Annotated in this window: 18 protein-coding genes and 1 riboswitch; of the genes, 4 read left to right on the top strand and 14 right to left on the bottom strand. The window is 67.1% G+C overall.

Going from position 1 to position 21,307, the window contains the following annotated elements:
- Nucleotides 1–85 precede the first annotated feature (85 nt).
- The 10 genes from ppk2 to Q1W26_RS02350 form a co-directional block, all read right to left on the bottom strand.
- A complete protein-coding gene (ppk2, locus tag Q1W26_RS02395) occupies nucleotides 86–1,282 on the bottom strand; it encodes a polyphosphate kinase 2 (protein ID WP_300435366.1) in 1,197 nt (398 codons plus the stop codon).
- A gap of 149 nt (nucleotides 1,283–1,431) precedes the next feature.
- On the bottom strand, nucleotides 1,432–2,343 hold the full coding sequence (locus Q1W26_RS02390; protein WP_300435363.1) for a hypothetical protein: 912 nt from the start codon (nucleotides 2,341–2,343) through the stop codon (nucleotides 1,432–1,434).
- Between the two features lie 139 nt (nucleotides 2,344–2,482).
- A complete protein-coding gene (gene glp / locus Q1W26_RS02385; protein WP_366143626.1) occupies nucleotides 2,483–3,769 on the bottom strand; it encodes a gephyrin-like molybdotransferase Glp in 1,287 nt (428 codons plus the stop codon).
- Entirely contained in the window at nucleotides 3,766–4,371 is a 606-nt protein-coding gene (gene mobA, locus Q1W26_RS02380) for a molybdenum cofactor guanylyltransferase MobA (RefSeq protein WP_300435360.1), read from the bottom strand. Before mobA ends, glp begins: the two co-directional genes overlap by 4 nt.
- Before the next feature lies 1 nt (nucleotide 4,372).
- Nucleotides 4,373–5,461 (bottom strand): GTP 3',8-cyclase MoaA, encoded by a 1,089-nt coding sequence (gene moaA, locus Q1W26_RS02375; protein WP_300435358.1) that lies wholly within the window; start codon nucleotides 5,459–5,461, stop codon nucleotides 4,373–4,375.
- Between the two features lie 164 nt (nucleotides 5,462–5,625).
- Nucleotides 5,626–7,152 carry a cryptochrome/photolyase family protein gene (locus Q1W26_RS02370; protein WP_300435356.1) on the bottom strand — a complete coding sequence of 509 codons (1,527 nt, stop codon included), beginning with the start codon at nucleotides 7,150–7,152 and terminating at the stop codon, nucleotides 5,626–5,628.
- On the bottom strand, nucleotides 7,149–8,417 hold the full coding sequence (locus tag Q1W26_RS02365) for a DASH family cryptochrome (RefSeq protein ID WP_300435354.1): 1,269 nt from the start codon (nucleotides 8,415–8,417) through the stop codon (nucleotides 7,149–7,151). The genes Q1W26_RS02370 and Q1W26_RS02365 overlap by 4 nt, the downstream gene beginning before the upstream one ends.
- The gene (locus Q1W26_RS02360) at nucleotides 8,414–8,560 is read right to left on the bottom strand and encodes a DUF2256 domain-containing protein (protein WP_300435352.1); all 147 of its coding nucleotides are present in this window, start codon (nucleotides 8,558–8,560) and stop codon (nucleotides 8,414–8,416) included. The genes Q1W26_RS02365 and Q1W26_RS02360 overlap by 4 nt, the downstream gene beginning before the upstream one ends.
- Nucleotides 8,561–10,090: an FAD-binding domain-containing protein gene (locus Q1W26_RS02355; protein ID WP_300435349.1), complete on the bottom strand. Its 1,530-nt coding sequence runs from the start codon at nucleotides 10,088–10,090 to the stop codon at nucleotides 8,561–8,563.
- Nucleotides 10,091–10,108: 18 nt separating this feature from the next.
- A complete protein-coding gene (locus tag Q1W26_RS02350; RefSeq protein ID WP_300435346.1) occupies nucleotides 10,109–11,101 on the bottom strand; it encodes an NAD(P)-binding protein in 993 nt (330 codons plus the stop codon).
- A 98-nt stretch (nucleotides 11,102–11,199) separates the two neighbouring features.
- On the opposite strand from Q1W26_RS02350, the gene Q1W26_RS02345 reads away from it, so the two are divergent.
- The 3 genes from Q1W26_RS02345 to Q1W26_RS02335 are packed head-to-tail and all read left to right on the top strand — an operon-like array spanning nucleotide 11,200 to nucleotide 13,745.
- Complete coding sequence (locus tag Q1W26_RS02345) at nucleotides 11,200–11,940, top strand: SDR family oxidoreductase (protein WP_300435344.1); 741 nt, start codon at nucleotides 11,200–11,202, stop codon at nucleotides 11,938–11,940.
- Between the two features lie 6 nt (nucleotides 11,941–11,946).
- Entirely contained in the window at nucleotides 11,947–12,405 is a 459-nt protein-coding gene (locus Q1W26_RS02340) for a DUF3429 domain-containing protein (protein WP_300435341.1), read from the top strand.
- Nucleotides 12,405–13,745 carry an AarF/ABC1/UbiB kinase family protein gene (locus Q1W26_RS02335; RefSeq protein WP_300435339.1) on the top strand — a complete coding sequence of 447 codons (1,341 nt, stop codon included), beginning with the start codon at nucleotides 12,405–12,407 and terminating at the stop codon, nucleotides 13,743–13,745. The genes Q1W26_RS02340 and Q1W26_RS02335 overlap by 1 nt, the downstream gene beginning before the upstream one ends.
- Here Q1W26_RS02335 and Q1W26_RS02330 read toward each other — a convergent pair.
- The 4 genes from Q1W26_RS02330 to Q1W26_RS02315 form a co-directional block, all read right to left on the bottom strand.
- Complete coding sequence (locus tag Q1W26_RS02330) at nucleotides 13,708–14,649, bottom strand: cation diffusion facilitator family transporter (RefSeq protein WP_300435337.1); 942 nt, start codon at nucleotides 14,647–14,649, stop codon at nucleotides 13,708–13,710. The two genes, Q1W26_RS02335 and Q1W26_RS02330, sit on opposite strands and share 38 nt — an antisense overlap.
- Nucleotides 14,650–14,692: 43 nt before the next feature.
- The gene (locus Q1W26_RS02325; RefSeq protein ID WP_300435334.1) at nucleotides 14,693–15,268 is read right to left on the bottom strand and encodes a TMEM165/GDT1 family protein; all 576 of its coding nucleotides are present in this window, start codon (nucleotides 15,266–15,268) and stop codon (nucleotides 14,693–14,695) included.
- Between the two features lie 4 nt (nucleotides 15,269–15,272).
- A riboswitch (yybP-ykoY riboswitch) is annotated at nucleotides 15,273–15,445 on the bottom strand.
- Nucleotides 15,446–15,522: 77 nt separating this feature from the next.
- Complete coding sequence (locus Q1W26_RS02320; RefSeq protein ID WP_300435331.1) at nucleotides 15,523–16,212, bottom strand: histidine phosphatase family protein; 690 nt, start codon at nucleotides 16,210–16,212, stop codon at nucleotides 15,523–15,525.
- A 12-nt stretch (nucleotides 16,213–16,224) separates the two neighbouring features.
- Nucleotides 16,225–17,595 carry an esterase-like activity of phytase family protein gene (locus Q1W26_RS02315; RefSeq protein WP_300435328.1) on the bottom strand — a complete coding sequence of 457 codons (1,371 nt, stop codon included), beginning with the start codon at nucleotides 17,593–17,595 and terminating at the stop codon, nucleotides 16,225–16,227.
- A 324-nt stretch (nucleotides 17,596–17,919) separates the two neighbouring features.
- On the opposite strand from Q1W26_RS02315, the gene Q1W26_RS02310 reads away from it, so the two are divergent.
- A partial coding sequence (locus tag Q1W26_RS02310) for a hypothetical protein (RefSeq protein ID WP_300435325.1) occupies nucleotides 17,920–21,307 on the top strand: 3,388 nt, incomplete at its 3' end.

The raw sequence follows: 21,307 nt of genomic DNA, 5'->3' as shown, positions 1-21,307 counted from the left end.
GGTGGAGTTTACCTTCTCACAGCCCCGGGGCGTAGCGGGAAAATCCGGATTGCCGCGACCCGCTTTTCGGGCCGCGGCGGGTGCATCAGAGCAATGGGCCGCCGGAGTGCTCACCGCGCTCATAGACCACGTGGGCACGGCCGACCAGCAGCGGGTCGAGGGGGCCGATGTGGTCCAGATCCTTGTTGGTGTAGGGCAGCTTGTGCAGGATGTAGCGCAGGGCGTTGAGGCGTGCCCGCTTCTTGCAATCGGACTTGATCACCGTCCAGGGCGCGTCGGCGGTGTCGGTGTGGAAGAACATCGCCTCCTTGGCCTTGGTGTAGTCGTCCCACTTGTCGAGGGAGGCGAGGTCGATGGGGCTGAGCTTCCACTGCTTGAGCGGGTGGGATTCGCGCTCCTTGAAGCGGCGGCGCTGTTCTTCGCGGCTGACCGAGAACCAGAACTTGATGATGTGCACGCCGCTGCGCACCAGGTGACGTTCGAATTCGGGCGTCTGGCGCATGAATTCGAGGTATTCGTCGGGCGAGCAAAACCCCATCACGCGTTCGACGCCGGCGCGGTTGTACCAGGAGCGGTCGAACAGGGCGATTTCACCGGCGGTGGGCAGGTGCTGCACGTAGCGCTGGAAATACCACTGGCCGCGTTCGGTGTCGGTGGGTTTTTCGAGGGCCACCACGTGCGCGCCGCGGGGGTTGAGGTGTTCCATGAAGCGCTTGATGGTGCCGCCCTTGCCGGCTGCGTCGCGGCCTTCGAAGAGGACGACCACGCGCTGGCCGGTTTCCTTGACCCAGGCCTGGAGCTTGAGCAGTTCTACCTGGAGGCGGTATTTCTGCTTTTCGTAGGCCTTGCGGGACATCAGGTTCTTGTAGGGGTAAGCCCCTTCGCGCCAGCCGTCGGCGAGTTCTTCGTCGGGGTGGGAGGGCAGCTTTTTATAGACGGCTTCGTCTTCTGCCAGCAGCGCGCTGCGCAGGATGGCGGCATCGTCGGGCGAGGCGCCGGCGAGGATGGCCTGCAGGGTTTCGGCAATGCTGTGGGCGTCGTGCCGGGCGAGCGTGGCGACGATGTCGCTGACGGCGGTGAGCTTGGCCTCGCGGGCGGCTTCCACGGCCTCGTCGACCACGAAGTGCTCGATGGCGTCAGGCGTTTCCTTGGGGGCGATGTCGCCGGCAGAGACGCGGCGCGGTGCGTGGTGGGCGGCTTTGGCGGCCGGCTTTGCTGCCGGGCCGGCGGGGGCGAGGGATTCGGCGACGGGTTTGGTGGCGGCGTCTTCTTGCGTGCTCATGGGCAACCTTTCTTGTTGTAGCGAACGAGATTGGGAGTTCGGCTCGTCATCGCGAACAGGAAAGGCGCTGGCGAGCAGGAAAATGTGCTTTCGACATTTTCTGCCTTGCCGGTGCCCGCCGCAATGGCTGCCTTTTGGGCAGCCCCGGTTCAGCCGGCCCGAAGGGCGCGGCGTTCGGCGTAGGTCCGGCAGCGTTCGATGTATTCCTCGGTGCTTTTGGGCATGGGCGTGCGGGCCCGCGTGATGTAGCTGACCAGATCGCGCCCGTGCTGGATGAGCTGGCGTCCGTCTTCGACGAGGTGCTGGGCTTCTACGTTGGCAGGCATGGCGGCTGCGTTGAAGTGGCCGGACATGCGCTCGCCGGCGGTGACGAAGCTGGTCCAGACGTCGAAGATGTCGGGGTCGGTGCGCAGGGTTTCGGTCTTGATCTTGGCTGCCCTGGAGAAGGCGAGCACATGGGGCGCGATGCCGGCGAAACAGGGCAGGGGCTCGAAGTTGGCGTTGATGGCCCCGGCGATGCGGTCGATGTCGCGCAGCGTGAGGGCGATCTTGATGTAGCGGCTTTCGTAGAAATCCTCGAGGGGGATCGAGAAGGCCTTGAAGGGTTCGCCCCACAGCTCGTCAATGCCTTCTTCGCCGGAGCGGTGCAGCACGAGTCGCCCGAGGCCGAGCGCCTCCTGCAGACATCGGCCGCATTCGCGCATCAGCGCGTTGTCGGACTGGATTTCGATGCCGACGGTTTGCAGTTCGACCAGTTTGGTGAAGATGTCGGCGGCGCGGTTGAAGAGGGCGCCGGCGAGCATGGCGCCCTTGACCCGGCGACGCTCGGTTTCGGTTTCGGCTTCGTAGCTCTGGCGGGCTTCGTTGAGGCGGCTGCCGGGGATGTTGAGGCCGTGTTCGACGTGGTTGAAAAGGCGCCGGGTGAGGGCGCCGATCAGCTGCCGCTTGGCCTGCAGGGTGTCTTCGGGAACGGAGTAGGTCTTGAGCCAGTAGCCCGAGTAGAAGACCCGCTCACGGCCGTCGATGATTTTCCGTGTGCCTTCCGGGGTGTCGTTTTCCATGGTCCGCTCTTGGAGGTGATTTGGGGGGGCGGCTTGGCCTTGCGGCGGTATTGTTTAAATCAAGGCTGGAAATTCTGCACCATAACTGGCCCGTTGATGAAAATCCGTAACAATTTCGCGGCTTTTGGCACGGCCCGGTTCAGACGATTCCGTCGAGAACCTGCACCTGCACGAGGTCACCGGCGGCCACATTGCCCTGGATTTGCCCGAGGACGATGAAGCAGTTGGCGTCGGCCATCGAGCTGAGCAGGCCGGAGCCCTGGGGGCCGGTGGTCCGGACTTTCCAGTCGGTGCCGTCCCGGAACAGCACGCCGCGCAGGAATTCGGTGCGGCCGGGGGCCTTGCGGATGGCCTGGGTGCAGCCAACCTGCAGCAGCGGAGGTTCGGCCACCGGATCGACTCCGGCGAGCCGCAGCAGGGCTGGCCGGGCGAACTGGTAGAAGGCGACCATGGCGGCCACCGGGTTGCCGGGCAGGCCGAACAGCCAGGCGCCGCCGTCGCCTTCCCCGTCAAGCTTGCCGATACGCCCGAAGGCCAGCGGGCGGCCGGGTTTCATGGCGATCTTCCAGAACAGCACTTCGCCCAGGCGGGCCATGACGTCGCGGGTGAAGTCGGCTTCGCCCACCGAGACGCCGCCGCTGGTGATGATGGCGTCGGCCCGGGTGGCGGCGTCGCGGAGGGTGGTTTCGAGGGTGTGCGGGTCGTCGCGCACGACGCCGATGTCGATGACATCGAAGCCGAGGCGGGTGAGCATGCCGAAGAGGGTGTAGCGGTTGCTGTCGTAGATCTGGCCTTCGCGGGCGGCGCTGCCGATGGAGACGATCTCGTCGCCGGTGGAGAAGAAGGCCACGCGGAGGCGCCGGCGCACGGCAACGTTGCCGATGCCGAGGGAGGCGATCAGGCCCAGTTCGGCGGGGCGGATCAGGCGTCCGGCGGGGAGCGCGGGGGTGCCTGCGCGCAGGTCTTCACCGGCGCGGCGGATGTTCTGGCCCTTGCGTTGGCCGGGCGGAAGCGTGACCTGCCCGGCGGCGGCGCGGGCGACTTCCTGCATGACCACGGTGTCGACGCCGGCCGGCACGCGGGCGCCGGTCATGATGCGCACGCACTGGCCGGGCTGGAGGCGCTGCTCAAAGGGCTGGCCGGCGAGGGCGGTGCCGGCGATCTCGAGGGTGGTGTCGCCGTCGGTTGCGAGATCGTCGGCGCGAAGGCCGTAGCCGTCCATGGCCGAGTTGTCGTGGGCGGGCACGTCGATGGGCGACAGGATGGTTTCGGCCAGCACCCGGCCGAGGGCGCTGCAGAGGGGCAGGCGCTCGCTGCCGGTGATCGGCCGGACGGTGTCGAGGATGAGCTGGCGGCCCAGATCCACGTGGAGGGCGTCGGGGGTGTAGCTGTCGTGGCGGCCGAACTGGCGGGCGAGGGATGTCACCGGGGCGTCTCTCCTGCTTCGTGTGCGCGGAGTTCTTCCGGCGTGTTGATGTTGGCAAAAGCCTCGGGCACGTCGTCGAAGGGGCAGGGCGCCCACCGCAGGCGTTGCAGCCAGCGTTCCATGCGGCGCCCGCCGGCGCGCAGAAACGCCTGCAGGTCGGCTAGCGCGTCGCGGCGCATCAGGCTGAAGACCGGGTGGAGCTGGTCGCCGGTGCGGGCCACGGCGATGCTGGCCCGGGCCGCGGTGAGGGTGTCGGCCAGGCGGATGACGAGGTCGGGCGGCAGGAAGGGCGAATCGCAGGGGGCGCTGACCAGGTAGGGCGTGGTGCAGGCGGCGAGCCCGGCTTCGAGCCCGGCCAGCGGGCCGGCAAAGCCTTCCAGGCGATCGCACACCACCGGCGGGCCGAAGCGGGCGTAGTCGTCGAGGTTCTGGTTGGCGTTGATGATCAGCGGGCCGACCTGGGGGCGGAGGCGCTCGAGCACGCGGCCGGCCATCGGCTGGCCGTCCAGCAGGGCCAGGCCCTTGTCGATGCGCCCCATGCGGCGCCCGAGGCCGCCGGCCAGGACGAGTCCGGTGATGGTTTCGGGTGTGGGCGGTTTCATGTCAGCCCCCGATGTAGGACATTTCGATCTTGCGCAGGGCGGCGGTTTCGGCCGTGCGGATTTCCGAGTAGCGGTCGCCGCGCTGCTGCCAGATCTGCCCGATCACCGTGGCGAGTTCGGCGTCGCTGCGCTGGCCACGCATCAGCGCGCGCAGGTCGTGGCCGCTCTGGGCGAACAGGCAGGTGTAGAGCCGGCCTTCGGTGGACAGGCGGGCGCGGGTGCAGGTGGAACAAAAGGCCTGGGTGACCGACGAGATCACGCCGATTTCGCCGCTGCCGTCGGCGTAGCGCCAGCGTTCGGCGACTTCGCCGCTGTAGTTGGGGTCGACCGGCTCGAGCGCAAAGGCTTCGCCGATGCGCCGCACGACTTCCGCCGAGGGCACCACGTCATCCATGCGCCAGCCGTTGGAGCTGCCCACGTCCATGAATTCGATGAAGCGCAGGATGTGGCCGCTGCCCTTGAAGTGGCGGGCCATAGCCACGATTTCGTGGTCGTTCATGCCGCGCTTGACGACCATGTTGATCTTGACCGGCCCGAGCCCGGCGGCGCTGGCGGCGTCGATGCCGGCCAGCACGTCGGCTACCGGCACGTCCATGTCGTTCATGGCGCGAAAGGTGGTGTCGTCGAGCGAGTCGAGACTGACGGTGAGCCGCGTGAGTCCGGCGGCCTTGAGGGCGGGGGCCTTTTTGGGCAGCAGCACGCCGTTGGTGGTGAGCGTGACTTCCATGCCGGGAATGGCGACCAGCTGGGCGACCAGGCGTTCGAGATTGCGGCGCAGCAGGGGCTCGCCGCCGGTGAGGCGGATCTTGCTGACGCCGTGGGCGGCGAATATGCGCGCAAGGCGGGCGATTTCCTCGAAGCTGAGCAGCGCTTCGCGGGGGAGGAAGGCGTAGTCCTTGTCGAACACGGCCTTGGGCATGCAGTAAACGCAGCGGAAGTTGCAGCGGTCGGTGACCGAAATGCGCAAATCCTTCACGGGCCGGCCGCGGCTGTCGAGCAGCAGGCCGCTGGGCGCTACGAGTTCGGCGGGTACGGGCGGCAGTTGCCTGAGCTGGCGCTCGTCGGCGAGGGGAATGACTCTCTGGTTCATCGTCTCGTGGGGCTGTTCGGGACAGGCGCTCTTGTACCGCGAGGTTCGCGGTTTTGCCTTGTCCTGGGGCAAGGCGAAACGGCTGCCCACGAGAAAATTATGGGGGGCGAAACGATGCGGGGCAAGCCGGATCGGGAGGCCGGTGGTGCTCCGGCCCGATTTGGCTATAGCGTGTCCAGCCTGTTCCTGAGCGATTCGGCGTGCTGGCGGATGCCGGCCAGCGTGCTTTCATCGAAGCGGGCGAGCTGTTTGAAGACCATGCCGAGGCGGTGGTTGGTGCCAAGCCTGGTGCGGTTGCGGTCGAAAAAATCCCAGTACAGCGCGTTGAAGGGGCAGGCTTTTTCACCCACCCGCGCCTTCTTGTCGTAGGCGCAGCCCTTGCAGTAGTCGCTCATGCGGTCGATGTAGGCGGCGCTCGACACATAGGGCTTGGTGGCGAGCAGGCCGCCGTCGGCAAACTGGCTCATGCCCACGGTGTTGGGCAGCTCGACCCACTCGAAGGCGTCGATGTAGATGCCCAGATACCAGCGGTGCAGGGCGGCCGGATCGAGCCCGGCGAGCAGCGCGAAATTGCCGATCACCATCAGGCGCTGGATGTGGTGGGCGTAGGCGTGATCCAGCGACTGGCCGATGGCGTGCCCGACGCAGCGCATGTGGGTTTGCCCGGTCCAGAACCACTCGGGTAGCGGCTGGTGGTGTTCAAAGACATTGTGTTCGGCGTAGCCCGGCATGCGCGCCCAATACACGCCACGCACGTATTCCCGCCAGCCGAGAATCTGCCGGATGAAGCCTTCGGCCGCCGCCAGCGGAACCTGCCCTGCGGCATGGGCCGCCGCCACCTTGGCGACGACTTCGCGGGGGTTGAGCATTTTGGTGTTGAGGGCGAAGGACAGCAGCGAATGAAACAGCCGCCACGCCCGGTAGGTGAGGGCGTCCTGGAAGTCGCCGAAATGGGGCAGGGCTTCGGTGATGAAGTCGTCGAGGTGCTGCAGCGCCTCTTCGCGGTTCAGCGGCCAGGCGAGGCGGGCGGCGTCGGGTTCGCCGAAGCTTTTCACGCCGGCCGCGACAATGCTTTGCCACAGGGCCGAGTGGTCGTGCCGGGTGCGCCAGTCGGCGGGCTCGCGGGGCAGGCCGGGCCAGGGCTTGCGGTTGTCGTGGTCGAAGTTCCACTGCCCGCCCATGGGTTTGCCGCCGGCCATCAGCACGTCGTGGCGGGTGCGCATGTGGCGGTAGAAGTGTTCCATCAGCCACAGCTTGCGGCTCTCGAACAGGTTCGCGGCGTCGTCGCGGCCGGTGTAGAAATGTTCGCTGTCCACCATGCTTGCCGGAATCGCCAGCTGCGCTGCGTAATCGGCGAGCTGGCGGTCGAGGCGGTATTCGTCCGGGGCTTGGTATTCGAGGCGGGTGGCGGCGTGCTGATCGATCAGCGCGTCGAGGTTGGCGGGCAGGCTGTGGCGGTTGGCTGGGTCGTCGATGGCCAGGTAGTGCGTGCGGTGGCCGGCTTCGGTGAGGCGCCGGGCGAAGTCGCGCATGGCGGCGAAGATGGCCAGGATCTTCTGGGCGTGATGGAGGACGTAATCGGTTTCCTGGCGGACTTCCATCAGAACGTAAACTACGTCGGGGCGGGTTTCGTCGAACCAGCTGTGCAGCGGGTTGAGCTGGTCGCCGAGGATCAGGCGCAGGGTGGTCATGGGCGGCTCCACAGGGCGCGGTAACGGCCGTCGGCGTCGTATTCGCGGGTTTGCTTGTCGGGGTTGAAGCGGCGCCCGCCGCGGGGGTCGGTGCCGTGGCCGGCGATGTAGAGCCAGTTTGCGTGGTTGCTGCACACGTCGTAGTCGATGAGTTGCGCCTCGAACCACGCCGCGCCGGCCCGCCAGTCGCAGGCGCAGTCGTGGATCAGGTGGCTGGCGACGATCTGCCGCATGCGGTTGGAGAGGTAGCCGGTGGCGGCGAGTTCGCGCATGCCGGCGTCGACCAGCGCTTCGCCGGTTTGCCCCGTGCGCCAGCGGGCAAAGGCGTCGGGGTCGTGGGCCGGCGTGTGGTGGCCGTTGAGGCCGCTGGCGCAGTAAAGGCGCCGGCCGTATTTGCGGTGCAGCAGGCGAAAGTAGTCGCGCCACAAGAGTTCGAACCACAGCCAGTAGCTGCCTTCGTTGGCGCCGTGTTCGGCTTCGAAGGCCTTGAGCCGGGCCATGATCTGCCGGGCCGACAGGGCGCCGGAGGCGAGCCAGGGCGAGAACTTGCTGGAATCGTCGATGCCGGCGAGGCGGTTGCGGGTGGCCTTGTAGGTGTGGGGCAGTTTGCGCTGCAGGTATTGGGATAGATGCGCCTCGGCGGCGCTTGCGCCGCCTGCAAATGGAAAGGCCGAGCGCGGGTCGGCCGTGGTCGGGGAGGGCTGGGTGTTGGGGGCGACGGGCGCCGGGCATGAACCCGCCGGCAGTGGCGGCATGAGCGCCGGCGCAGGCAGCGGCAGGCGCGGAGCGATGCCGGCTTTCTCGACGGCCTGGCGGAACGCGGTGAACACGTCGGGCAGGCGGTCGGAGGTGAAGGGCAGGCTGTCCGGATCGAGCAGGGTGGATTGCCAGTGGCAGTCCACGTCGAGGCCGGTGGCATGCAGGGCGGCGATTTCGGCGGCCTCTTCGGGCGCGGCGATGGCTTCGCAGACGATCTGACGGGCGCCGGTTTGCTGTGCCAGCGCGGCCAGGCTGCCCACCGGGTCGCCGTGCAGCTCGACGAGCGCACTGCCCCGCGCGCCGAGTTGGGTGGCCAGATCGGCGAGGCCCCCGGCGAGAAATTGCCGGCGATGGCGCCCGACCCGCGCGAAGCCCCATTCGGTGGTTTGCTCCGGCGCGTGGCAATACACCGGCACGAGCCGGCTGGCGGTTCGGCAGGCGTGGCGCAGCGCCGGGTTGTCGGCGAGGCGCAGATCGTTGCGGAACCAGTAGATGACGGTGCTCATGCTTGGGCCTTGTGGTGGCGGCAGCGTTCGGAGCAGTACTTCACGTCGTCCCACACCCGCGCCCATTTTTTGCGCCAGGCAAAAGGGCGGCCGCAGCGTTGGCAGGGCTTGGTGGGCAGGTCGGATTTTTTGCGCATCGACATTCAGAAATCCAGATCCATTTGATTCTTGCTGGCGGCTTTTTTGCCGCGGGATGGGGTGGTGGGCGTGCGTTTGCGCGAGCCGTGTTTTTGCACGATAGCGGCTTTGGCGGCACGGATGTCCGGCTGGGCCTTCAGCGCAAATAGGCGGGCCTTGGCGGCGCGGGTGGCGGCTTCCAGGTCGAGCGGCGGCTCGGCGATGTCGCCGGGTTGCAGGCCGTGGCGGGCCTGCAGGTCGGCGGGCATGCGCCAGGGTTCGAACAGCCAGCTGTCGGGCACGCGGCGCAGGGCCGGCAGCCAGCGGCGCACGAAATGGCCGTGGGGGTCGTGGTCGCGGGCCTGCTTGATGGGGTTGTAGATGCGCGGCACGTTGATGCCGGTGGTGCCGGATTGCATCTGCATCTGGCTCCAGTGAATCCCCGGCTCGTAGTCGAGAAACTGCCGCGCCAGCCACAGCCCGACCGGCCGCCAGTGCAGCCACAGGGGGTAAGCGGCCACCGAGACGAGCATGGCGCGCATGCGAAAGTTGATCCAGCCGGTTTCGCGCAGCATCACCACGCAGGCATCGACCAGCGGCCAGCCGGTGCGCCCGGCGGTCAGGGCCTCGAAATGGCGCGGGTTCCAGTCGGCTTCGCGCATGCCGTCGTAGCCCCGGTGCAGGTTGCGGAATTCGAGTTCGGGCTCGCTTTCGAGCTTCTGGATGAAGTGGCAGTGCCAGTAAAGGCGGCTGATGAAGGCGCTGATGCCGGCTTTGTGACGACTGGCCGAGGCGGGCAGGGTGGCGCTTTTGAAGCGCGCGGCGAGCACGATTTCGCGCAGGCTCAGGCAGCCGAAGGCCAGGTAGGGCGACAGGCGCGAGCAGGCGGTGGGCGCCGACAGGGGCGACGAGATGCCGCCGCGGTATTGCTGGCTGCGCTCGCCGAGAAAATCGTGCAGCACGTCCAGCCCGTGGCTGCGCCCGCCGGTCTGGCGGTGGGGCGGATCGTGCGCGGCGAGTCCGAGGGCCGCCGCCGCGGGGGGCGGCGTATCGGGCCAGGGCAGGGGCGCAAAGCGCAGGTGCTGGGGCGTGGGCAGGCAGGGCTGGGCCATCAGGGCTTCCCAGCGGGCCTGCCAGGCATCGCGGCTGGCGAGGCGCCGCACCACGCCGAACTGGGGGAATTCCTGCCAGTGCACGCCGTGGGATCGGCACCAGTGGCCCACCGCGAGATCGCGCTGAAAGGTGAGGCCGTTGCCGGTTTCTTCGTGGGCAAACAGCGCGCCAAACGGCGCTGCGGCATGCAGGCGATCCAGCACCTCGACCACGTCGCCGGTGACCAGGTGCAGCCGTCCGCCCAGCTGGCGTAGCGCCCGGTACAGCTCGCGCAGGCTCTCAAGGATGAACTCGTAATGCTGGCGGGCGGTGTCCGGCGCCTGCCACAGGGCGGGCTCCACCACGTACAGGCACAGCAGCGGCCCGCGCGCGGCGGCGGCGTGCAGCGCGGCGTGATCATGAAGACGCAGATCACGCTTGAACCAGACGACGCTGTAGTCCATGACGCGCGCCCGGCGATGTCAGGCTGCGCCGAAAGACTGCGCAACCTGCCGCGCCAGCGCCTGTCCGCTCAGCCATGCGCCTTCGACCTTGCCGCCATTGAGCCAGTCGCCGCACAGGCCGATGCGCAGCCCGGCGTCCCAGACGCAGCCCTTGTCGAGGGCCGGTTCGGTGTCGGCGTAGCGCCAGCGGTGGGCTGACCAGGCCTGCGGGGCGGGGCCGCCGAGTTGGCCGAAGGCCTGCAGCAGCGCCGCGGCCACCGCTTCGGGCGTCTCTTCGATGTGGGCTTCGCTCCACTCGGCGCTGGCGTGCAGCAGCCAGGTTTCCTGCGCGCCGCGGCCGGGCTTGCTGTTGTCGCGGGCGATCCAGCGCAGCGGGCCGCAATTGACGAAGGCGGCGTCGAAGGAAAGGGCCACGGGGGCGTCGTAGCGCAGCATCAGCGCCCAGCTTCCGCGCATCACGGCGCCGGCGGCGATGGCGGCCAGATCCGGCGCCACTGCTTCCAGCAGCGGCACGGCCTGGGGGGCGGGCACGGCCAGCAGCACCGCGTCGAAGTGGCCCGGCAGTTGGCCGTGCTCGGCGGATGTGATCTGCCAGCCCGCCGGTGTGCGCTCGAGCCGGGTGATGGTGGTTTGCGCCGTCAGCGGCAGGGTGTCGGCCAGAAAGCGGGCCGGTGCGGTCATGCGCGGCACGCCGACGAAGCGTTCGAGTCGCGTTTCGCTGCGCTGGCCGTCGGCCTCGTTGAAAACCGCCAGCCGCGCCGGCCACACGCCGGCCACGCCGGCAGCCTGCCAGCGCGCCACTTCGGCGCGAAAACCCGGATCGCGGGCGGTGAAGTACTGGGCGCCGTGGTCGCACTGCCAGCCGTCACCGCGGCGGGTGCTCATGCGCCCGGCCGGGCCCCGGCTTTTGTCGTAGACAAAAAGCTCAAAAGCGCCGTCGTGGAGATTTTTTGAGCAGGACAAACCGGATATTCCAGCGCCAATAACGGCGATTCTTGGACTTTTATTCATTTTTGTCCTAGACAAAAAGAGTGGTATCTCATGATACTAGGCGAGACGAGGCGCTCAAAGAAGGTTTTTTGGATGCGCCCGGAAACCCGGGAGTGGTCGTGGAAAAAATCGCATTGATTACCGGCGCAGCCGGCGGACTGGGCCGGGCCCTGGCAGGCGAACTGGCGGCAGAGGGCTGGCGGCTGATCGTGGTGAGTCGCGACGCCGGGCGGCTGGCCGAGGCGTTCGGCACGGCGCATCTGCATATCGAAGCCGATTGCAGCAGCGTGGCGGGCGTGCAGAAGGTGTTTGAAGTGGCGGCGGCACACCAGCTGGTGCCGGACGCCCTGGCCCACTGCGTCGGCAACATCCGGCTGGGTAGCGTGCACCGCATGGCCGAGGCGGATTTCGACGACTGCCTGCGGGCCAACCTGATCAGTGCGTTTCACACCCTGGGCGGGTTTGTCGGTGCCTTGCGCAGCGCGCGCCGCCCCGGCGCGGCGGTACTGGTTTCGTCGGCTGCCGCGCAGATCGGCACGCCCAACCACGAGGCCGTGGCCGCCGCCAAGGCGGGCGTGGAGGGCCTCGTGCGCGCGGCGGCGGCCAGCCATGCGGGGGCCGGCATCCGCGTAAACGCGGTGGCGCCCGGCATCATGGAAACACCGGCTTCGGCCGGGATCATCGGCAGTGCCACGGCCCGCGAGGCGGCGGCCAGGCAATACCCGCTGCCGGGCATCGGCTCGCCGCAGGAACTCGCCCGCCTGATGGCCTGGTTGCTGTCCGAACAGGCCGCGCGGGTGACCGGCCAGGTGTGGTCGATGGACGCCGGCTTTTCGCAGATACGCCCCCTCGTCAAGTGATCCGCCATGAACCACGCGCACACTGACACCCTGCCCGGCAGCGTGGCCTGGCTGGGCTACGGCGGGCTGCTGCCCTTCGCGGGTACGGTGCTGGCCATTGTTGTCGATCCCCATCACGCCTATTTGTGGAGCGACGCGCTGATGGCCTATGGCGCGGTGATCCTGAGTTTTGTCGGCGCGCTGCACTGGGGGTTTGCGATGAACCTGCCCAGCCTCGATGCGGGACGTCGCCGGGCGTGCTTCATCTGGAGCACGGTGCCGGCGTTGATGGCCTGGCCGGCGACGCTGCTGGTGCCCATCGATGCCGGCCTGCTTCTGGTGACCGGTTTTCTGGTGCATTACTGGCAGGATCGACGCCTCGCCGCCCGGGCTCGCTTGCCGGGCTGGTATCTGCCGCTGCGCCTGCGCCTCACCGTGGTGGCCTGTGCCAGCCTGCTGAGCGGTGCATTCCTCGTGCCGGCTTGATGGCGACCAGGCCCGAACGCAGCGCTTTTGCCGTGCCCACCGGGCGCCTGTCGCGGCTTGCCCGCCTGGGGAGCCTGGCGTCCGGGGTGGCGGGCGGCATGCTGGCCGAAGGGGCGCGGCAACTGGCCGGCGGGCGACGGCCCCGCGTCGGCGAGCTGCTGCTCACGCCGGCCAACGCCCGCCGCGTGGCCGAGCAACTGGCCCAGATGCGCGGCGCGGCGATGAAAGTCGGCCAGTTGCTGTCGATGGATGGCGGAGACTTGTTGCCCCCCGAGCTGAGTGAAATCCTGTCGCGCTTGCGCTCGGATGCCCGCCCGATGCCCATGAGCCAGCTGGTGCCGGTGCTGGCGCAAAACTGGGGGGCGGGTTGGGAGCGCCATTTCAGGCGCTTCTCGTTCACCCCGATGGCGGCCGCGTCGATCGGCCAGGTGCACGCTGCCGAGGCGAGCGACGGCAGCCGGCTCGCCATCAAGGTTCAGTACCCCGGCGTCAGGCAGAGCATTGCCAGCGACATCGACAACGTTGCCGGCTTGCTGCGAATCTCCGGCCTGCTACCCAAAACCCTGGACGTATCAAGCCTGCTCGAAGCGGCCAAACAGCAACTCCACGAGGAAGCCGACTACCTGCTGGAAGGCGCCCGCCTGACGCGCTACCGGGCGCTCTTGGCCGACCGCCCGGCGTTTTTGCTGCCCGAAATGCGGGCGGAACTCACCACGCCGGGCATTCTCGCCATGTCCCGCGTGGAGGGCGTGGCGATCGAGTCGCTGCAGGATGCGCCGCAGCCCGAGCGGGACCGGCTGGTCGGCCTGTTGTTCGAGCTGCTGTTTCGCGAGATCTTCGAATTCCGCCTCGTCCAGACCGATCCCAACTTCGCAAACTATCTTTACGAGGTGGCGACGGGCCGGTTGATCCTGCTCGACTTTGGCGCCACCCGCCCCTTTGACGCAGCCGTGTCCGAAACCTACCGGCGCCTGCTCACGTCGGCGATGCGGGGCGAGCCGGCCGGCCTTGCCGCCGCGGCGGCCGACATCGGTTATGTGTCAGAGGCGCTCGAGGCGCGCCATCGCCACGCCGTGCTCGAGATGATCACGCTGGCCTGCGAACCCCTGCGCCAGGCCGGCCCCTTCGATTTCGGTCGTTCCGATCTGTCGCTGCGCATGCGCGATGCGGGCATGAAGCTCGGCCTCGACCGGGATTTCTGGCACATCCCGCCGGTCGATACCCTGTTTTTGCACCGCAAGCTCGGCGGGCTTTACCTGCTCGCGGCCCGGCTCAAGGCGCGGGTCGATGTGAGGGCGCTGTTTACGCCCCACGCGGGCAGTCGGGCACCGGGGGAATAACCGGGTCCACGTGGACCAGGAGATACAGAACCGGGTGCCGGGTCATCACGTTGATGCGGGCCAGCTCGGCAATGTCGTGCCCCTCGGTAACGCTGAGGCTGCCGTCGATCTCGAGATGAACGTCCGCCAGGATCATGTCGCCGGTCTTGCGGGTCTTCAGTTCATGCAGGCCCAGCACGCCCGGCGTGGCGAGGATTTCGGCGGAGATCGCGGCGATCTGCTCTTCGTTGGCGGCGCGGTCGGTGAGGTCGTGCAGGGCATCCCACAGAAAACTCCAGCCCATCTTGCTGACCATGCAGCCGACGATCAGCGCGGCGATCGGGTCGAGCAGCGCAAAGCCCAGCAAGTTGCCGGCGATGCCGATGCCCACGACCAGGGACGAGGCGGCGTCGGAGCGGGCGTGCCAGGCGTTGGCGACCAGCATGCTGGAGCGCACCCGCTCGGCCACCGCCAGCATGTAGCGGAACAGCAACTCCTTGGCGATCAGCGCGCCCAGGGCCACCCACAGGGCCAGCAGGTGCACGGTGGGAATCGACTCGGGCGTCTGCAGTTTGTGAACCGCCGACCACACCATGCCGATTCCGACCGCCAGCAGCAGGCCGCCCAGCACCATGGAGGCGGCGTTTTCGTAGCGCTGGTGGCCGTAGTGGTGGTCCTCGTCCGGCGCCTTCTTGCTGTGATGCACGGCCAGCAGCACCACGAAGTCGGCGATCAGATCGGACAGCGAATGCACACCGTCGGCGATCAGGCCCTGGGAGCCGGACAGCACACCGGCAGCCACCTGGGTCACGGTCAGCACGATGTTCACGATCACGCTGATCCAGGTGCTGCGCTTGGTGGCGGCCTCTCGCTCCGGGCTGGCGTCGTCGCTGTCCAGCTCGGCCAGTTCTCTCAGGTCACTCATCGGGTTTGTCCTTGCTTGCAGTGGGTTTTGGGTGGGGCGCGCCTCAGAACCCCAGGCTCTCGCCGGCTCCGAGCAGCGTGGCGACGCCGAGAACCGCAAAAATTGCCGCGGCGATGCCATGCACCAGGCGCACCGGAATCCGGTTGGCAATGCGGTCGCCCAGGATCACCGCCGGCACGTTGGCCAGCATCATGCCCAGGGTGGTGCCGGCCACGACCATCGCCAGGCTCTGGTACTGGGCGGCCAGCGCGATGGTGGCGATCTGGGTCTTGTCGCCCATCTCGGCCAGGAAGAACGCGACCAGCGTGGTGCCGAACACTCCGAGCTGGGCCAGCTTGGCGTCGTCTTCATCGAGCTTGTCGGGGACGAGCGTCCAGATGGCCATGCCGATGAAGGACACGCCGAGCACCCAGCGCAGGGTTTCGGGGCCGAGGAGCGTCGTGACCCACGCGCCAACCGCACCGGCGAAGCCGTGGTTGGCCAGCGTGGCAATCAGGATTCCGATGATGATCGGCACCGGCTTGCGAAACTTGGCGGCGAGTATGAAAGCGAGAAGTTGCGTCTTGTCGCCGATTTCAGCGAGGGCGACGATGCCCGTGGATACGAGGAAGGCTTCCATTTTGATTTCCTGGCCGGACATGGACGAATGACCACGACGCCTCTCCGGCCACTCCGGAGGCGAGGTGGTCAAAGGTCTTGCCAGGTTCAGAAACTGCCTGCGCCATGGCCGGACTGGCCAAGTATGTTGACGCAAGCCCCTTCGAAAGAAGGGCGGCTACTCCCCAATGACGGCCGCGATCCTACGCGAGAAGCGGCGGTGCGTCTATCACGGGCGGGGTGTGAATGCCCCCGCCCGCGCGGTAATGAACAGCGTCAGAGTTGCTCCAGCGCGTCCTTGCCAATCAGCTTCCAGGTCTGGACGGGCTGCTGGCCGCGGATCCGGACCAGGTACACCTCGTCGTTGGCCTGTTTGACGCGCGTGGCGGCTTCGCTGGCCGGCAGCTGGAGCAGGTGGGCGAGGATCAGCGGCGTCACGCCCCCGTGGCTGACAACCAGCACGCTGCCCTTTTTATGGGTGCTGCGGATCTGCTCGACGGCCTGGGCTACCCGGCGGGCCTGGCTGTTGAGGGATTCCCCGCCGTCCAGGGTGTCGTCCGGGTTGCTGGCGCGGGCCTTGAACTCAGCGCCGAGGCTGGCATCGCGGCCATCCTCGAACATGCCTTCGAACTTGCCGAAGCTGCGCTCGGCCAGCGCCGGCAGCGGCGTGTGGGTGACCCCGGGCGCCGCGAGGGTGGCTGTTTCACGGGCGCGGGCGAGGCTGCTGGCATACACCGCCGAAAAGCCGACGCCCTTCAGCGTGTCGCCCAGCTGGCGCGCCTGGCCCTTGCCGGTTTCGTTGAGCACGTTGTCGGTTGCGCCCTGCAGGCGTTTTTCCAGGTTCCAGGCGGTCTGGCCGTGGCGGGCCAGGTAGATGTCCAGCACGGCCTCTTCGGCGTGGGCCACGACGGCCACGGCGGCCAGCGCCAGCGCGCCGGCCAGCTTTTTGAGATTGATGGTTGGCATGGCGAATCCTGATCAGCGAGCCTTGAGCAGCTCGGGCACGTGCAGCAGGATGAACTCGTTGTCGTCCTGCAGGTTGGGCTGGCGGGCAGCGGAGTAGGGCAGGTTGTTGTCGTTGGCGACGATGATGTGCTCGCCATCCACCACGTCCACGTCCTCGATGGTCACGAAGGGAAAGCTGAACTTGCCGTCCTTGCCGCCGCGGCGGGCCAGGTGCTGCGGGTCCTGGATGTCCAGCAGGTCGATGTAGCCGATCTTCTTCGCAAAGCCGTCCGCGTCGGTGTCCTTGAGGCTGATCTTGTAGACGCGCTTGAACTTCGCCGGCACGTTCTGGCAGTCCGGCCGGGCCGGGCCGTTACAGGCGTGCTCGGGGAGGCCCTCGCCGTTGTCCCGTTCGATGATCAGGCCGGTGTCGGCGTCGATCATGTTGAAGTCGCCGATGTTGTTGCCGTTCTGCTCGAGGGCGTATTTCCACGAGCGGCCGGTCCATTCGCCCTTGGCCACGCTGAATTCGAGGATGCGCAGGTATTCCCGGCCGTCCTTGTGCTCCCACTTCTTGTCTTCCGCGTTCCACAGCGGGCCTTCGAGCATCGGGTAGAGAAACTGGCCATCCTTCGACGCGGCCATGCCCTCGTAGCCGCGGGAGCGGCGGGCCACGGTGTTGAACTGGCCGGAGGTGGCCGGCGTGGTCACACTGAAGTGGTCCGGCGACTTGAGCACCTTGCCGTCCACCCGGGTTTCGAACACCGCCAGAACCTTGCCCTTGCGGTCGGTCTTGATCAGATACGGGCCCAGCTCGTCGCCCAGCCAGATCGCATCGCCGATGGGCTGGATGGATTCGATGTCCAGATCGGCGCCGGTGAGGTAGCGCTTCCGGGTGCCTTCATTGACGATCAGAAACGGAAGCTTGCGGTCCGGGTCGTGAAGGAAAGACGTCTGTTCCAGCTTGACGCCACCCTTCTGCCAGTCCGGTTTGACGCGGTGGAACATCAGCATGGCGTCGGCGCTGTTGTTGCGTGCGCCGTAGCCGTTGTCCTGCAGCACCCAGTACCGGCCAGCGCCGTCGCTCTTGATGCCCGAGAAGCCCTGCACCGGCTGCCCCTTGAAGGGCAGGGACACATTGGTCGGGCGCGGGGCGGCTTTGTCCGACAGATAGGAGTGGCCCGGAAGGCTGCCCGCAGCCTCGACCCGACGGGCGTCGGCGGCCGTGTATTTTCCCGAAACGGCCAGGCTCGCCGGGGCGTCCTTGGGTGCCGCCAGGAAGGTGGCGGCCGGCAAAAAGGCATGCCCGGCAAGCGTGGCGGGGAAGGCCTGGTCGGCGTGGGATACGGCGGGGGCGAGCGCGGCAATCGCCAGGGCGATGAGCGCAGAAGGCTTCTTGATCATGGGCAGGCCCGTAAGGTTGAGGAAGCCCCCGAACTTACGTGCCCTGCGTTACAGCGGTTTTGCGCAAGGATGGCCCTTGCCTTTCCTCATGAGCTTCGCTCCGGGCAGTCCCGTCCATGGAGCGTCTCCGGTGGGTGACGGTCGAGTGCCGTAGGCAAAGTGCTTTGGGCGTGTCGTTTGTCAGATTTTTTTACAAATAAAGATTTAAGTTTTTTAACCAATTGTTTTTATTTATTTTTTTAACAGGTATGGAAGTTGCTGAAATCTCCCTGAATAAGGCTTGCGGGCCGTTGCCTGGAGCCACATAACGGTAAGGGGATAAAAATGGCTGCGGTTTACGGTGAAGGGCGCGTTAATTACTACACGAATGACTACCAATACAGCCCGCAGGCAGCTGGACTTACAGGTGGCGGTTATGTATTGACGTGGGTGTCCAGAGGCCAGGATGGTTCTGTCGATGGAATTTACGCGCAGCGTTACAACGCCTCCGGGAGCGCGGTCGGTGCCGAGTTCCGGGTCAATACCCAAAGATCAGGAGACCAGACCAATCCGGCCATTGTCGGCTTGTCCGACGGCGGCTTTGCCATTGCCTGGACCGACCAGAACGGCGACGGCAGCAGCTCGGGTGTCTATGCCCAGCGCTTCGACGCCTCCGGCCTTGCCCAGGGCAGCCAGTTCCGGATCAACACCTACACCGACTACGACCAGAACCATCCCGCGCTCGCAGCCTTCGACGGAGGCTTTGTCGCCACGTGGTTTTCCCGTTACCAGGACGGCAGCGGCACCGGCATCTATGCCCAGCGTTACAGCAACGACGGCAGCCCGCTGGGCAGCGAGTTCCCGGTCAACACGTCGGCAACCTATGACCAGTACGAGCCCAGGGTGTCCACCTTCACCGACGGCTCTTTCGTCATCGTCTGGCGCTCCGATTATCAGGATGGCAGCGGTGCCGGGGTGTACGGCCAGCGCTTCGACGCCAGCGGCAACAAGGCGGGCGGCGAGTTTGCCGTCAACACCACAACCACGTCCAGCCAGTACGACCCCCATGTGGTTACGCTCGCCGGCGGCGGTTTTGTCGTTGTGTGGGCGGACGACAGCGGGCACGACGGTTCCGCCAACGGCGTTTATGCCCAGCGCTTCGACGCATCGGGCGTGAAGCTTGGCGGCGAGTTTCTGATCAACGAGAGCACTGGCGGCAACCAGTATCAGCCGGAGGTTTCTGCCCTGGCCAACGGCGGCTTTGTGGTCAGCTGGTATAACGAAAGCTGGGGCTCTGCCGGCACTTACGCCGACGTTTACGTGCGCGAATACCAGGCGGACGGCACGCCCGCGGGTGGCGAAGTGCGCGTCAATACACCCGGTGCGGCCTACTACCAGTACGAGCCGACGGTGGCGCATATCGGCAGTGACAACTTCATCGTGGCCTGGCGTTCGGATGACCAGGACGGATCTTCTTCCGGGGTCTACCAGCAACTCTTCGGCAGCGCCGCCGAGCTGGTACGCCCGGCGGCGCCAACCCTCGCCGATTTCGGCGGCAGCGTGACCTTCGGCGAAAACCTCGTCAATACCACCCCTCAGGTTCTCGATAGCTTCGTCAGCTTCACTGCTGCGGACGGTGCCAGTTTCGATGGTGGCGTGGTCACGGTTTTCTTCGCCAGTGGCGGCGGTGTGGAGGATCAGTTGTCGATCCGCAACCAGGGCAGTGCTTTTGGCCAGATCGGAGTGGCGGGCAGCACGGTTTCCTATGGCGGTGTGGATATCGGCTCGGTATCCGGTGGCGGCAACGGCGGAAACCTGACCGTTACGCTCAACGCGGCGGCGTCGACCGATGCGATCGAGGCGCTGGTCCAGAACATCGCCTATGGCAACAGCGCGTTCAGTCCGCAGGCCAGCCGTCAGGTGGGCGTACGGATCGAGGATGGTCATGGCGCCTCCACGGCGGCGGGGCTGGTCACGATCAACGTGACACGCGAGCTGGACGGCACGCCTGCGGCCTACGGCGAAGAGCCGGTCAACACCTTCACGCCCAGCGACCAGAGCAACCCGGCGATCGGCCGGCTGACGGACGGCGGCTACGTGATCGCGTGGAACTCCTACCTCCAGGACACCTCGACCTGGGGCACCTACGCCCAGCGCTACACCGCCTCGGGCGAAGCGGTGGGCCCTGAGTTCCGCGTCAACACGATTACGGCCGGCGAGCAAAGCTACCCGCAAGTCGCGGGCCTCTCGAACGGCGGCTACGTGATCACCTGGCAGGACGACAGCAGCCACGAAGGCAGCGGCTGGGGCTGGGGCGTGTTCGCCCAGCGCTACAACGCCGACGGCTCGACGGCGGGCAGCCCGATCGTGGTGAACACCACCACCGAAAGCACCCAGTTCCACGGCGTCGTGGCCAGCTACACCGACGGTTTCGCGGTGGCCTGGTCGTCCGATAGCTACGTGGCCGGCGGCAACGGCCACGACATCTACCTGACCCGCTACGACAACGCCGGCAACGTGCAAGGCACCCCGCAGCAACGGGTCAGCGTCACGCCGGGCACCAGTGACGCACAGCCGGGGGGCCAGGACCTGCCGCGCATCGCCGCCCACGCCAACGGCGATCTCGTCATCGTGTGGCGCGACAGCAACGGCAACGACGGCAGCGGCTGGGGCGTCTTCGGGCGCACCTACAGCGCAGCGGGCGGCTTTGGCGACACCTTCCAGGTCAACACCACCACCACCGGCACGCAGTACAACCCCGACGTGGCAACCCTCGCCGATGGCGGCTTCGTCGTCGTCTGGGAAGACCACAACGGGCTCGACGGCTCCAGCTACGCCACCTTCGCCCAGCGCTACGACCTGAACGGCGCGGCGGTGGGCGATGCGCTCCAGGTGAACGAAAACACCAACGGCGCCCAATACCAGGCCAAGGTCAGCGGCCTCGCCACGGGCGGCTTCGTGGTCGCCTTCTACAACGACACGGGTGACTACTGGGGCGACGTCTACCTGCGCGAATTCGACGCCAGCGGCCAGCCGGTGGACGGCGACCGGCGCGTGAACGGCGGCACGGCCGGGGTCTATCGGGGCGACTCGGCCCCGGCCATTGCTGATCTGGGCAACGGCAACTTCGTGGTCGCCTGGCAGGCTGACAATCATTCGGACGGCAGCGGCAGCGGCATCTTCCAGCGGGTCTTTGGCGACACCGCGGAACTGCCGCGCCAAGCCCGGCCGGACCTCTCCGACTTCAGCGGCACCGTCACCTTCAACGAGAACGCCGTCAACGCCGGCCTGCGGATCATCGACGGCGCGGTGAGCCTCAGCGACACCGACTCGGCGAACTTTGCCGGCGGCCGGCTCGACCTGAACTTCACCAGTGGCGGAGCCAGCGAAGACCAACTGGGCGTCGTCAGCGAAGGGCCGATCAGCGTCGCGGGCAACGTGGTGAGCTACGCGGGCAACGCCATCGGCACGCTCACCGGTGGTACCAACGGCAGCGCCCTGCGCATCGACTTCACCAGCACGGCGGCCACGCCGGACGCCGTCGAAGCGCTGGTGCAGCACCTGGGCTACGCCAACACCGACTCGAGCCCCAACGCCAGCCGCACGCTGGCCCTGCGCATCTCGGACGGCGACGGCGCATCGAGCACGCCGAACCAGCTGACGATCAACGTCACCCCGGAGCTGGACGGCACGCCTGCGGCCTACGGCGAAGAGCCGGTCAACACCTTCACGC

Origin of the sequence: Zoogloea sp., from assembly GCF_030157465.1 — a bacterium.
Taxonomy (GTDB): domain Bacteria; phylum Pseudomonadota; class Gammaproteobacteria; order Burkholderiales; family Rhodocyclaceae; genus Zoogloea.
Note: the sequence above shows the minus strand (reverse complement) of the source record. Positions and strands in the feature narration are given on the sequence as shown.